The sequence below is a fragment of the Devosia sp. SD17-2 genome, from assembly GCF_029201565.1.
GTDB lineage: Bacteria > Pseudomonadota > Alphaproteobacteria > Rhizobiales > Devosiaceae > Devosia.
On sequence record NZ_CP104002.1, the window covers coordinates 3,480,268 to 3,492,884 of the forward strand.

At 62.2% G+C, this 12,617-nt stretch carries 12 protein-coding genes; 2 read left to right on the forward strand and 10 right to left on the reverse strand.

Annotated features, from left to right (window positions below; translation table 11 throughout):
• Window positions 1–38 precede the first annotated feature (38 nt).
• The 6 genes from NYQ88_RS17100 to NYQ88_RS17125 form a co-directional block, all read right to left on the reverse strand.
• Window positions 39–740, reverse strand: coding sequence for a hypothetical protein (locus NYQ88_RS17100; protein ID WP_275652309.1), 702 nt, complete (start codon window positions 738–740; stop codon window positions 39–41).
• Between the two features lie 84 nt (window positions 741–824).
• Window positions 825–1,382, reverse strand: coding sequence for a signal peptidase II (gene lspA / locus NYQ88_RS17105; RefSeq protein ID WP_275652310.1), 558 nt, complete (start codon window positions 1,380–1,382; stop codon window positions 825–827).
• Window positions 1,383–1,474: 92 nt separating this feature from the next.
• Complete coding sequence (ileS, locus tag NYQ88_RS17110; RefSeq protein WP_275652311.1) at window positions 1,475–4,465, reverse strand: isoleucine--tRNA ligase; 2,991 nt, start codon at window positions 4,463–4,465, stop codon at window positions 1,475–1,477.
• 258 nt (window positions 4,466–4,723) lie between these two features.
• The gene (locus NYQ88_RS17115; protein ID WP_275652312.1) at window positions 4,724–5,695 is read right to left on the reverse strand and encodes a bifunctional riboflavin kinase/FAD synthetase; all 972 of its coding nucleotides are present in this window, start codon (window positions 5,693–5,695) and stop codon (window positions 4,724–4,726) included.
• Between the two features lie 29 nt (window positions 5,696–5,724).
• A complete protein-coding gene (locus NYQ88_RS17120; RefSeq protein ID WP_275652313.1) occupies window positions 5,725–6,591 on the reverse strand; it encodes a TIGR01459 family HAD-type hydrolase in 867 nt (288 codons plus the stop codon).
• Window positions 6,592–6,687: 96 nt separating this feature from the next.
• On the reverse strand, window positions 6,688–7,944 hold the full coding sequence (locus tag NYQ88_RS17125) for an EAL domain-containing protein (protein WP_275652314.1): 1,257 nt from the start codon (window positions 7,942–7,944) through the stop codon (window positions 6,688–6,690).
• Between the two features lie 196 nt (window positions 7,945–8,140).
• Here NYQ88_RS17125 and NYQ88_RS17130 point away from each other — a divergent pair, with 196 nt between their 5' ends.
• Window positions 8,141–9,571 (forward strand): sigma-54 dependent transcriptional regulator, encoded by a 1,431-nt coding sequence (locus tag NYQ88_RS17130; protein WP_275652315.1) that lies wholly within the window; start codon window positions 8,141–8,143, stop codon window positions 9,569–9,571.
• Window positions 9,572–9,618: 47 nt separating this feature from the next.
• Here NYQ88_RS17130 and NYQ88_RS17135 read toward each other — a convergent pair whose 3' ends face one another.
• The 4 genes from NYQ88_RS17135 to NYQ88_RS17150 form a co-directional block, all read right to left on the reverse strand.
• The gene (locus NYQ88_RS17135; protein WP_275652316.1) at window positions 9,619–10,581 is read right to left on the reverse strand and encodes a DMT family transporter; all 963 of its coding nucleotides are present in this window, start codon (window positions 10,579–10,581) and stop codon (window positions 9,619–9,621) included.
• Between the two features lie 19 nt (window positions 10,582–10,600).
• On the reverse strand, window positions 10,601–10,795 hold the full coding sequence (locus tag NYQ88_RS17140; protein WP_275652317.1) for a hypothetical protein: 195 nt from the start codon (window positions 10,793–10,795) through the stop codon (window positions 10,601–10,603).
• 101 nt (window positions 10,796–10,896) lie between these two features.
• A protein-coding gene (locus NYQ88_RS17145) for an IS5 family transposase (RefSeq protein WP_275654860.1) occupies window positions 10,897–11,666 on the reverse strand; the annotation gives its coding sequence in 2 pieces (ribosomal slippage) (window positions 10,897–11,352 and window positions 11,355–11,666; 768 coding nt in all).
• 74 nt (window positions 11,667–11,740) lie between these two features.
• Window positions 11,741–12,100 (reverse strand): DUF427 domain-containing protein, encoded by a 360-nt coding sequence (locus tag NYQ88_RS17150; RefSeq protein ID WP_275652318.1) that lies wholly within the window; start codon window positions 12,098–12,100, stop codon window positions 11,741–11,743.
• 184 nt (window positions 12,101–12,284) lie between these two features.
• Between NYQ88_RS17150 and NYQ88_RS17155 the strand changes: the two genes are divergently transcribed.
• Window positions 12,285–12,575 carry a co-chaperone GroES gene (locus tag NYQ88_RS17155; protein WP_275604339.1) on the forward strand — a complete coding sequence of 97 codons (291 nt, stop codon included), beginning with the start codon at window positions 12,285–12,287 and terminating at the stop codon, window positions 12,573–12,575.
• The last annotated feature ends 42 nt before the right edge of the window (window positions 12,576–12,617 follow it).

The window sequence follows — 12,617 nt, forward strand, 5'->3', positions numbered from 1 at the left end:
CCGGCCGCCTCATTTTTGGATCGTAATGGGCTCGCAGATTACTGCTTGCCGATATCCGAATTGGTGAGACGCGCGCCGGCAGTGCCGAGCGAGGCGCCTGCCTGCGGACCGCGGGGCCCGAAGGCCTTGCGGATGTCTTCAGGGCAGCGGGCGTCGGCCAGTGGCACGAGCTCGCCGTTGGGCGCGCGGCATACCAGATTGGCATCGCCGACGCGGGTGAAATATTCATCAGGCGGCAGATACAGCGGGCGGCTGCCCGAAGCGGTGACCTGCATGCCCGAAGCGGTCATGCGGGCCGTCAGCGCACGTGACTCCTCAGCCGTCAGCGGACGGCCGGAGAGCGAGCGGAGATCGACAACCCGCGCATTGCGCAGGCGGGCAAGATCGGCTTCGCTGAGGCGCGAGGTGTCGATCTTGACGGTGTTGCTGTCGGCCGGGAGCTGGGCCGCGGCGGACTGGGTGGCTGGAACAGGTAGATTATTGCCCGAACGCGGCAGCGCCAGAGGCGCGCGAGCCTGGGTCAGATCGGCCTTGGGAGCCTCGCCTGGGATGAGGCCGATGCCGCGCGCCGTGGTGTTCATCACGTCGCGCTCGAAGGTGCCGAAATCGGTCAGGGCGTTGGTGCCTTCGACCGTGGTGCAGGCGCCAAGGGCCAGAGTCGCTACCAGCGCCAGAGACGCCAGACCTGCGCGCGCCGCGACCGAAACTCGGCTCTTACGGCCAGACAATCCAATACGCATGAAACATCCCTTACGATCCTGGCGGCGCTTATAGCGCATTGTCGGCCCTAAGACCAGATTTTGGCAGCACAATGATTTGTATCGTCAGACCGGGCGATCAGCAGGCTTGCGCTTGAGGCCGAGCATGTCGACCAGAAGCAGTATGACACCAAAGGTGATCGCCACGTCGGCAATATTGAAAATGTAGAACGACCACGTCCCCCAATGGAAGTGGAAGAAGTCGGCTACGCCGCCATAAATCAGCCGATCAAGCGCATTTGAGAGCGCACCACCAATGCAGAGCGCGAGACCAAGGCGCACCAGCGGCTCATGGGCGCGGACCCACCAGATCGACAGCGCAACAATGGCCACCAGCATGATGGCGCCCAGCACCCAGGTCGGCATGCCATCGAGCAGGCCGTAGGAAATGCCGGTGTTCCAGACGAGTACATAATCGAAGAACGGCGTGACCGGGACGATCTCGCCGCCGCGCCACCCCTGCATGGTGAAGGGGATGTAGTTGGCGAAAATGTCGATGCACTTGGCCTGGGCGAAGCCGATGCACTCTTCGGCCAGGTGATAGGCTTTTTGCGCGCGATCAATGCCGAAGGCGAGGATGGCGGCAACGAGAGAGGTGTAGAGGGTCTTCATCTTCGAGTTCAATTACTCACCCCCACCCTTATTCCCTCCCCACGAGGGGGAGGGAGACGATGAACAGCGGCTTTGGCATTTAGCCGAGCTGCCTTGGTTCAAGTTCAGAGACCCGCCGCAGCGCGTTCGCGCAGGGCCTGGGCGTCGCGCGGGGTGACGTCGGGGTATTCCGCGTCGCTGCCAACTTCGGGAAGGACCTTCCAAGAGCGGGCGCAGCGCTGGCCTTCGGCCATGGCCGGCACGACCGAGACACCGGGCACATCATCAAGCCGGAAGGCTTCTGAGGCGCCTTCGTTCTGCTTTATGTGGATGGCGGAGGTGATCGCGATCTCGGCAAGATCCTGGCCTTCGAGCGCCACGATGTAGCGGGCGTCGGCGACATAGACGGTAGGAGCCGCCTCGAGCGAGGAGCCGATGCGCTTTTCACGACGCTCGATTTCCAGCGCGCCGGTGACGACGCGGCGGACCGAGCGGATGAGCTGCCACTTTTCAGCCAGATCCTCGTCGATCCAGTCAGCCGGGATCTCCGGGAACAGACGCAGATGGACGGACGAGCCTTCTTCCGGGTGACGCTCCAGCCAGCATTCTTCCATGGTGAAGACGAGGATGGGCGCGAGCCATGCGGTCAGCGCGTTGAACAGGTGATCGAGCACGGTCAGCGCAGAGCGGCGCTTGAGCGAGGAGATCGGGTCGCAATAAAGCGCATCCTTGCGGATGTCGAAGTAGAACGCCGAAAGCTCGATATTCATGAAGTTGGTGAGGAGCGTGACGACCTTGCGGAAGTCATATTCCTTGTACGCTGAGCGCACGCCAACATCGAGCTGGGCCAGACGATGCAGCATCAGGCGCTCGAGTTCGGGCATATCGCGCGCGTCGACAACATCCTCGGCCTTGAAGTGAGCGAGGTTGCCGAGCAGCCAGCGCAGCGTGTTGCGGAGCTTGCGATAGCTGTCGACCGTGGTCTGGATGATTTCCTTGCCGAGGCGCAGATCTTCCGAATAGTCGGAGGAGGCAACCCAGAGGCGCAGGATGTCGGCGCCGAACTGCTTGATGATGTCCTGCGGGGCAACGGTGTTGCCGAGCGACTTACTCATCTTCTTGCCTTCGCCATCCATGGTGAAGCCATGGGTGAGAACGCTGTCATAGGGCGCGTGGCCGTTGGTGGCGCAGCTTTCGAGCAGGGACGAGTGGAACCAGCCACGATGCTGATCCGAGCCTTCGAGATACATCGAGGCCGGGAACTTGAGGTGCGGCCACTTCTGCTTGTTGCGCAGCACAAAGGAGTGGGTCGAACCACTATCGAACCAGACGTCGAGGACGTCGCGGATCATCTCGTAGTCATCGGCCTTGTAGGCATCTCCGAGGTAGCGCTGGGCAGCGCCCTCCTTGTACCAGGCGTCGGCGCCCTCTTCCTCGAAGGACTGGGCAATGCGCTCATTGACCAGCTCGTCGCGGAGGATTTCGCCGGTTTCGCGATTGACGAAGACGGTGATCGGCACGCCCCAGGCGCGCTGACGCGACAGCACCCAGTCGGGGCGGTCGGCGATCATGGCACGCAGGCGGTTCTGGCCGGCAGCGGGATAGAACTTGGTGGCGTCGATGGCGTTGAGCGCCCGGTGGCGCAGCGTATCGCCTTCCGCACCCTCAATGTTCTTGTCCATGTAGACAAACCATTGCGGGGTATTGCGGAAGATCACCGGCTTCTTGGAGCGCCAGGAATGGGGGTACTGATGCTTGACGCGGCCACGGGCGATGATGTTGCCGTGTTCGGAGAGAGCGGTGATAACGCGCTGGTTGGCGTCGCCCTTCTTGCCATTGTCGTCGATGACGCGCGCGCCGTCGAAGCCAGGGGCCTGAACGGTGTAGAAGCCGTCGTCGCCAACGGTGTAGGGGATGGCAGGATCAATGCCGCGATCCTGCAGCAGGCGCGTCGATTCCATCCAGATGCCAAAGTCGTCGAGACCATGGCCCGGAGCGGTATGGACGAAACCGGTACCGGCATCATCGGTGACATGTTCGCCATCAAGCAGCGGCACGTCGAACGTGTAGCCGCCAGCAAAGCCGGCCAGCGGGTGGCTGGTGATGAGCTGGGACAACACGCCGTCGGGAAGGATGCTCACCTCGCGATAGCCGGTGACCTTGGCCTTGGCCATGACGTCAGCGGCAAGCGCGCTGGCGATGATGTAGCGCTCGCCCGTCTTGGCCCAATTGCCGTCGGGCGCCGAGGTGACCTCATAGACACCATAGTCGATCTGCGAGGAGAAGCTGATCGCGCGGTTGCCGGGGATGGTCCAGGGCGTGGTGGTCCAGATGAGCACCGAAGCGCCGCTCAACCCGATTTCCTCGAGTGCCTGAGCAGACAAGGGAGCGGGGCGGCCATCAGCGGTCGCGTCCTTGGACAGCAATGCCTTGACCGGGAACTTCACCCAGATCGTGTCGCTCTCATAGTCCTGGTATTCGATCTCGGCTTCGGCAAGCGCGGTGCGCTCGACGACAGACCACATGACGGGCTTGGAACCGCGATAGAGCTGGCCGGTCATCGAGACCTTCATCAGCTCGCGGGCGATCTGGGCCTCGGCGTCATAGCTCATGGTGAGATAGGGATTGTCCCACTCGCCCAGAATGCCGAGACGCTTGAATTCGTCGCGCTGGATATCGACCCACTGTTCGGCAAACGTGCGGCATTCCTGGCGGAATTCGACCACCGGAACGTCGTTCTTGTCCTTGCCCTTGGCGCGGTATTGCTCTTCGATCTTCCATTCGATGGGCAGGCCATGGCAGTCCCAGCCCGGCACATAGGCCGAGTTGTGCCCCAGCATCTGCATGGAGCGCGAGATCACATCCTTGAGCGTCTTGTTGAGCGCGTGCCCGATATGGATATTGCCATTGGCATAGGGAGGGCCGTCATGCAGCGTGAAAAGCGGCCGATCCTTGGCCTGCTCGCGCTGAAGGGCGTAAATATCCATGTCTTCCCAACGCTGGAGCCAGATGGGCTCGCGCTGGGGCAGGCCCGCGCGCATGGGGAATTCGGTTTCCGGCAGGAAAAGCGTGGCCGAGTAATCGGTTTCGGTCGCGCTGGAAGCGGTATCGGTCATGGATCGGCGTTTCGTTCGGGAAGATCGGGGTGCCTTTTAGCAAGGCAGGACGGAAGGGGCAAAGGTTGATTTGCCGCGCTTGTACCTCGTCAGGCGGATGGGGCGACAATCGCGACAGTGACTATCAGCTTGGGAGGGGTTCACACCCCCACCCCAGCGCCGCTACGGCCCGGCGGGCCTAGCTCTGCTACCCTCCCCACAAGGGGGAGGGAGGGACAGAGCGGAAAATTCATTGGGACTCGCTGGGCGCCAGGACGCCTAGGCGAAAAAGCCGAGCTTTTCGTCGAGGGGGCCCAGGGGGGCGCATTCGGCGATGAGAGCCCGTGCCTTGCCCGAGTCGCGATCCATGGCGGCGATCAGTTCGTCGAGGCCCTTGAACACTTCCTGTCCGCGAATGTGACCGACCAGCGCGACTTGCAGGGTCTGGCCATAAATGTCTTCGTCAAAATCGAAGAGGTGGGTTTCAAACGGCGGGCGCTGATTGTCGAACATGGGCTTGCCATAGGCCGCGACGCCGTCGAGGAGGCGCGTGCCGAGCCGGGCGCGAACGGCATAGACGCCCTGGGCAAGCTGGAAGCCATTGGGGGTCATGGTGTTGGCGGTGGGATAGCCGAGGTCGCGACCGCGCTGGTCGCCCTTGACCACGCAACCCTCAAAGAACCAGTGATAGCCCAGCAGACGATTTGCTGCGGTGACCGCGCCTTCCGAAAGCGCAGCCCGAATGCGCGAGGAGGAAATGACCTCGTCACCCTCATCCATGAGGTCGAGGGTTTCGACGGCAAAGCCAAGCCGCGCCCCTTCGTCGCGCAGAAATGCGGGCGTGCCGCGACGCTGGCGGCCGAAATGGAAATCGGAGCCCACGATGACGCCGCGCACACCGAGATCGCGCACCAGCATGTCGCCGACGAAATCCTCGGCTTCGATCTGGGAGAAGGGCTTGTCAAAGGGCAGGATGATGATGCCATCGAGCCCGAGCGCTTCGGCGAGACGTGCCTTGGCGTCACCCACGGTGAGCCGGAAAAGATGGGGCGTCGGGGCAAAAACGTCGCGCGGATGCGGCTCGAAGGTCAGCAGCAGCGCGGGAACGCCGGCCGCCTGGGCCCGCTGGCGCAGGGTTTCCACCACAGTCTGGTGGCCGCGATGCATGCCGTCGAAATTGCCGATAGCGACATAGGCGCCGCGCAGCGAGGCCGGCAGATCGGAAAGATTGTCGAGGCGGATGAAGGTCAAATCAGGAGGCTCCAGACGCCAGGGAAAGATTACCAGGTGAGGCGCGGCAGGAAGCCGGCCACACGCGCACGGCTGGGCGCGATAAGATCGGCAATGGCCTGAGGATCCGGCTTGCCGAAGGCATCGAGTTCCGCGGCATGGATCGAGCCGGTGATGAAGAGGAGATCAATGCCGAACTGGGCCGCGCCGGTGGCATCGGTGCGCACACTGTCGCCGATGGCGAGGACGCGGGATTTATCGAGGCTCTTGCCGGCGGCTTCTTCGGCAAGGCGAAAGGCCTCTTCGTAGATGGGCTGATAGGGCTTTCCGGCCATGTGGACCATGCCGCCCATGGCCGCGTAGAGATCGCCGAGGGCGCCGCCGCAATAGATGATCTTGTCGCCGTGCTCGACGACGCGATCCGGATTGGCGCAGATCATCGGCAGCTTTCGCTGCAGCCAGAGCTTGGCGCGCTCGCGGTACATTTCGGGCGTGTCTTCATCGGTATCGAGGTCGGTGACAACGACGACTTCGGCTTCCTCAGCGCCGGTGCGGGTGAGATCAAAGCCTTCGTAGAGCGCGTCATCCTCGGTCGGCGGGCCGACATGATGGATGGCCTTGCCGCGATATTTCGAGATCATCGCCCGCGTCGCGTCGCCCGAAGAGACGATGGCATCATAGGCCTCGCGCGGCACGCCGAGACGATCGAGCATGGCCACGATTGGCGGAGAGGGGCGCGGCGCATTGGTGATGAGCACCACCCTGCCCCCGGCCTTGCGATAGGACACGAGCGCGTCCACAGCCTCGGGGAATGCCGAGACGCCGTTATGAATAACGCCCCAGACATCGCTTAGCACCGCTTCATAGCGAGATGCGAGTTCGGACAGACCAGAGATGATCGGCAGGGGCGAAGTCATGACGACACCAGGCTGTGAGGGATCGGGCGCGGCGAGCTATGGGGCAGTTTGCCCATCTCGATCAAGCAAAAACCTCACCGGCCGACCGCCAAGGCCCTAGTGTTCGGCCTGACGACGGATGGGCTGGGGCGAGACTGTCCGGATCGGCTCAAGCAACAGATCGGGCCGAACGACGCTGGGCGGGGCGATGTGATTGCCCTGGACCAGGAGGATATCGTTATCGAGCAACTCGACGATCTGGCGCTCGCCTTCAACGCTTGTCGCCAGCAGCGAGAGGTCGTAGCGACCCACATAGGCGGCGATATCGGAGAGATGGAAGTCGGTGTAGCTCTCGGTCATGTCGACGAGGCGCGTGGCATCGACGCGAAGGGACCGCACGCCCAGATTGGACAGCTCGGCAAAATCGAGCCGGAGGGAGCGGACTGCCGAAAGCGAAAATCCTGCGCCCTTGCGCAGGATGACTTCGATCAGCGAACGATTGGTCTGGCAGAGGGTCTGGAATTCGGCTTCGGAGATGATGAAGACCAGACCTGTGGCGACGCCCTTGTTAGCATCGAGAGTTGCCATCAATTGCTCGACGGCAATTTCATTGCTGAGCGTGGCGCGGCTGAGCGGAACATAGAGGCTGACTGACTGGCCGCCGCTGCGGGCACGACGGGCGATGGCGACGGCCTCGTTGAGCGCAAGGCCCTCGATCCGTTCGCTGATGTCGTCGCTGCCGCGGCGGGGCATGAAGTCCGCCATGTCGGCAAAATCGCCGTCTTCCATCACAAGGCGCGGCAGGAGATCGTACCCAGCAGGGCGACGCTGCGGCAGGCGGGCGATGGGCTGGATGTGAAAGACCAGACGATCTTCTGCCAGAGCTTCGCGCACCACTTCGGGCGGGATGATCGGCTCGCTGTCGTCATCGGGAATATAGGGCGTAGCGGCGCGAACGGCCTCGATGGCCTGGCTCTGGCGCGGCAGGGTGGCAAGTGCATTGCCCTGCTTTTCCTCAAGGTCGGCGACGGCTTCAGCGACCTGACGAATGACGGTGCCGAGCACCGAAATATCGGCTTCGACGGTATCGAGGCGCTGGCCCGGGTTCATCTCGGAAAGTGCATTGATACGGCGGCCGAGAACTGCGCCAGCCTGGGCATCGGTTGCGAGCAGGCGGGAAAGATCCTCGATGCCACGCTCGAGACGGCGTTCAGCGCGCAGACGGAGCTGGCGCTCGACGATCATTACGCAGACGCAAGCCACCACCAGCGCGACGAGAATTGCATTGGCAGGCGTAAAGCTCAGGCCAAAATAGACCGCGGCCCCGAGGGCAACTGACGCAAGAGCAATGAATACATAGACCAGCGCCTGCATTGGATTCCCGGGAAAATACATAAATAGTCAAGATTCGGCCTCATTCTCATACCACCGCCCCCCAGCAGGCAAAAGCGTTCACTCGCAATCTGAGAGTATAAGAACGGAAAATTTACCCTGTTCCCGAACAATCCCCCCAAAGACAGGACCAGGCGCGCACCCGCCGCCTGGGGCGATAGACCGGGAATCCTTGATAATGGCGATGCAAAACGGCCAGGAACATGCGTTGTGCGGGCGGCTTCTGCTGATCGACCGTGACGCGGAAGTGGCTCGCAGCACTGGCGAATCGCTCTGTCAGGCCCTGCTGGTGCCACCCCAATTGGTGTTTGCCAGCGACGGGCGCGAGGCCGTGGAGCACCTGCGTCGCACCCGGTTCGACATTATTCTTGCCGATATGCCCAGCCTTGCCGACCTCGAACAGAGCGCGGAAGACGCGATGGCGCGGCTGGTTCGCCTTGCCGAAGGCGCGCTGGTTCTTGCCATGGCCGATGGCGCCTCGGTGAGCGCGGCGCTGGGCGCCATGCGCGTGGGCGCCCATGACTATGTGGCCAAGCCAGTTGCCGGACCGGCGCTGGCCAGCCGGATCGGCGAGCTGGCGCAGCGCCATGGTCGTCCGCGCTCGCTGGGTTTTGATACGGCACAGCCGCTGGCGGTGCCGGACTATGCCGGCTTTGTCGGCGCTTCGAGCGCCATGCAGTTCATCTACGAGCAGATCGGGCGTGTCTCGACGTCGTCGGCGCCGGTGTTCATCACTGGCGAAAGCGGCACGGGCAAGGATGTCTGCGCCGAGGCGCTGCACGCAAAGGGTCCGCGCTCCGGCAAGCGTTTCGTCGCCATCAATTGCGCCGCCATTCCCCGCGATCTGATGGAAAGCGAATTGTTCGGCGTGGTGCGCGGTGCTTTTACGGGCGCACATGAAGACCGCAAGGGCGCAGCCGAGCTGGCCGACGGCGGCACACTGTTCCTCGACGAAATCGGTGAAATGGACCTGTCGCTGCAGGCCAAGCTGCTGCGTTTCCTCCAGACCGGGACCATCTCACGAGTGGGCGAATCCACCCTGCGCAAGGTCGATGTGCGTGTCGTCTGCGCAACCAATCGCAACCCGCTGCAGATGATCTCGGAGCGCAAGTTCCGCGAGGACCTGTTCTATCGCCTGCACGTGCTGCCGATCCACCTGCCCCCGCTGCGCCAGCGACCGACCGATATCATGGTGCTCGCGCGTCATTTCCTCACCACCTATTCGCGCGAGGAGCACAAGAGCTTCTCTGGCTTCTCGAGCCAGGCTGCCCAGCAGCTGACGGCTGCCGACTGGCCAGGCAATGTGCGGCAGGTGCAGAACCTGATCCGGCGGATCGTGGTAATGTTCGACGGCGGCGAAGTGGATAACACCATGCTCGATGCCGCCGATATCGAGTCTCAGGCCTTTGCACCGGTGGCCGCGCCGGTCAGCCGCGCCGAAACGCGCCGCACCATTCTGCCGATGTGGCAGCAGGAGCAGAAGATCATCGAAGACGCGATCGCAGCGTTCGGCGGCAATATTTCGCTCGCCGCCGCAGCGCTCGAGATCAGCCCGTCGACGATTTACCGCAAGCGCCAGAGCTGGGCAGACATGTCCGCGGCCAGCTAGGCCGCACCCTCACGCAAGGCCGGCGGTTGTGGCCGCCGTCTATTGGATCAGGGCGTCGTCGCTTCGCGGGCCTTGGTGCGATCGAGCCCGAGCCGACGCTCGCGCAGGATGACGGCAATGCCTGAGCAGACGATGATCAGCGAGCCGATCAGCATGGTGACGGTGGGGACATCGGCAAAGATGATGAAGCCGATGATGATGGTCAGGATCAGCGAGACATATTCAAAGGGCGCAATGACCGACATGTCCGCATAGCGGTAGCAGGAGGTCATCAACAGCTGACCGATGCCACCGAAAAAGCCGGCGCCGATAAGGAGTGCCGCCTGCTGAGGCGTCGGCATGACCCAGCCGAACGGCAGGGTCAGAAGCGCAAGGAAACTGGCGCTGAGGAAAAAGTAGGTAACGATGGTTTCGGTGCGCTCGGTCTGGACGAGATTGCGGACCTGAAGCACCGCGAAGGCGGAGAGAATGGCGGCCATCAAGGCGCCGATGGCGCCGACAGCTTCGGCATTGCCCAGGGCATCCCCGCCACTGAAGACGGTGAGGCGCGGCCAGAGAATGATGACGACGCCGACGAGGCCGAAGAGAACGGCGGTCCAGCGGAAAATATGGACGCGCTCATTGAGCAGCACGGCCGAGAAAATGACGATGAGAAGCGGCGTGGCATAGGTGATGGCCGTCGCTTCGGGAAGCGGCAGGCGCGTCAGGGCAAAAAAGCCCAGACCCATGGAGGCGACGCCGACAAGGCCCCGGACGATGTGACCGAGCGGGCGCTTGGTCTGGAAGGCGTGCGAGAGACGGCGCTTCCATGCCAGATAGGCAAGGACGGGCAACATGGCAAAAAAGGCACGAAAAAAGACCATTTCGCCGGGCGGAATGGTCTGGGTTGCCTTCAGCATGGTCGCCATGACGACGAAGCAGCACACAGAAACGATCTTGAGGATGATCCCCCGCACCGGGTCTGAAGCCGATGCAGGGCGAGCGTCGATGTGCACGGTAGGCGCCGTCAATTGTAGTCCTTCTCAGGGCTTACTTGCCCTGGGCCTGCTCCAGCTTTTCCTTGGCAATGCGTGCGGTGGCAAATGCCTTGTGCTCGGCGCCGACGGCACTGCCCGTCTTGAGGGCCTTCCCGTCTGCATCAAGTACTTCCCAATGCCAGTTAGCGTTGGACCCCATGCCGCCAGTGCGGCGCAATTTGATCTGAAGATTGGATTGTTCGCTCATGGTCAGCCTTATGCAGCACTCCCCCTGCGGAAGGAAGGGGGTATTTTGGGGTTTGACCGGGGGCACGCTTCGTCGGGCAGCTCCCGGAGGGTAAATTACGGCTAGGTGACCGACTCATAACTTCGCAACCAGATACGGATTGAAGCGAGTTGGACTGATGCCAGGAAATTGTCGTCTCGCTTGTCGTATCGGGTTGCGATTGCCCTGAAGTGTTTGAGTTTGTTGAAGTAACGTTCGACAGCGTTGCGCTGGCGATAGACCCAGTGGCTGAATGGGAAGGTTTGCACGCGGTTGGGCATGGCGCGGATATTGGCCCATGCACCGCGCTCGGCCATGGTGCTGCGCAGGGCATCACTGTCGTAGGCTCGGTCTGCGAGCAGGATATTTCCAGCGGACAGGGTGGCAAACATGTCCGCTGCTGATCGCCCATCATGGGCCTGGCCTTCGGTCAGTTTGAGCTGGATCGGCCGCCCCTGGGCATCGACCAGCGCATGGATCTTGGTGGTCAGGCCGCCGCGCGAACGACCCATGCAACGGGATCGCTCGTCTTTTTTTGACCGTTGGCGGCGTGCTGGTGAACCCGGATCGAGGACGAGTCGATCATCTGCACGTCGCCATTGTAAGCGGCTGATACAGCGTCAAGAATGCGCGCCCAGTGGCCGGCCCTGCGCCACCGGTTGAAGCGGTTCACGCAGGTCGTGTGCGGGCCATACCGCGTCGGGATGTCGGCCCAGGGCGCGCCCGTGCGAAGCCGCCAGAAGATGCCGTTCAGAACACGCCGGTCATCGGCGCGCGGAACGCCGCGCACCTTCGTCGGAAGCAGCGGCTGGATCACAGACCACTCAAAATCCGTAAGATCAAAACGCGCCATCATCACCTCCTGTCCACCAAAGGGAAGGAATCACAACAGCAGCACTTTGGGAATCCCGTTAATGGGTATGTGACCTAGACTTCGGAATAGCGGATTTCGATACGCTCGCCGCCGAAGGTGAGCAGGTCGCGGATGCCGCTATAGGCGCCGTCAGCATAGGGATAGTACCATACGCGGTCGGGGCCGTCGGCGGTCAGCAGCTTGATCGTATAATAGTGCGCCTCGCCCTTGTGCGGATCGGCGCTCCGCGTATCCGAAGCCTCCAGAATGCCGGGATGGACGGCATCGAGCGGAATGAAAATCTGCGGTGGAGCACCGGGTTCATCAACGCGCATCGCCTTGAGCGTACTGGCGATTTCGGCGTCGTCGAAATAGACATGCACGCGGCCGGATACCGGAGCGACAATCGGGTTGAGCGTGGCATCTTCGGACATGGGCGCCTCCTGTTGCGTTGTTCGGTCCTTAGCCCTTAACGCACGAGAAAAATCTCCGTTCACTGAGCCTTGACTCTGCGACGCCGCGCTCCCTATATCCCAGTCAGCTTGTTAGCACTCACCCAAATCGAGTGCTAACAAGCCCGAAATTGCATTCAGAAATGATGCCAAGAGGAACATAATCATGGGCTTCCGTCCCCTGCACGACCGTGTGGTCGTCCGTCGCGTTGACAGTGAAGAAAAGACCAAGGGCGGGATCATCATCCCCGATACCGCCAAGGAAAAGCCCTCCGAGGGCATTATCGTTTCGGTTGGCCCCGGCGCCCGCGACGAGAACGGCAAGATCAATGCCCTCGACGTGAAGGCTGGCGATCGCGTGCTCTTCGGCAAGTGGAGCGGCACCGAGGTCAAGCTGAACGGCGAAGACCTGATCATCATGAAGGAAAGCGACATCATGGGCGTGATCGAGGCCTAAGCCTCTCCGCATCCATAAGTCGTTCCCACTCAACCAGATATT

What these genes read in the sequence shown, in the direction of transcription:
- NYQ88_RS17100 (WP_275652309.1), bottom strand. Translation starts at nt 740, where the DNA reads ATGCGTATTGGATTGTCTGGCCGTAAGAGCCGAGTTTCGGTCGCGGCG.
- ileS (WP_275652311.1), bottom strand. Translation starts at nt 4,465, where the DNA reads ATGACCGATACCGCTTCCAGCGCGACCGAAACCGATTACTCGGCCACG.
- NYQ88_RS17120 (WP_275652313.1), bottom strand. Translation starts at nt 6,591, where the DNA reads ATGACTTCGCCCCTGCCGATCATCTCTGGTCTGTCCGAACTCGCATCT.
- NYQ88_RS17125 (WP_275652314.1), bottom strand. Translation starts at nt 7,944, where the DNA reads ATGCAGGCGCTGGTCTATGTATTCATTGCTCTTGCGTCAGTTGCCCTC.
- NYQ88_RS17130 (WP_275652315.1), top strand. Translation starts at nt 8,141, where the DNA reads ATGGCGATGCAAAACGGCCAGGAACATGCGTTGTGCGGGCGGCTTCTG.
- NYQ88_RS17140 (WP_275652317.1), bottom strand. Translation starts at nt 10,795, where the DNA reads ATGAGCGAACAATCCAATCTTCAGATCAAATTGCGCCGCACTGGCGGC.
- NYQ88_RS17150 (WP_275652318.1), bottom strand. Translation starts at nt 12,100, where the DNA reads ATGTCCGAAGATGCCACGCTCAACCCGATTGTCGCTCCGGTATCCGGC.
- NYQ88_RS17155 (WP_275604339.1), top strand. Translation starts at nt 12,285, where the DNA reads ATGGGCTTCCGTCCCCTGCACGACCGTGTGGTCGTCCGTCGCGTTGAC.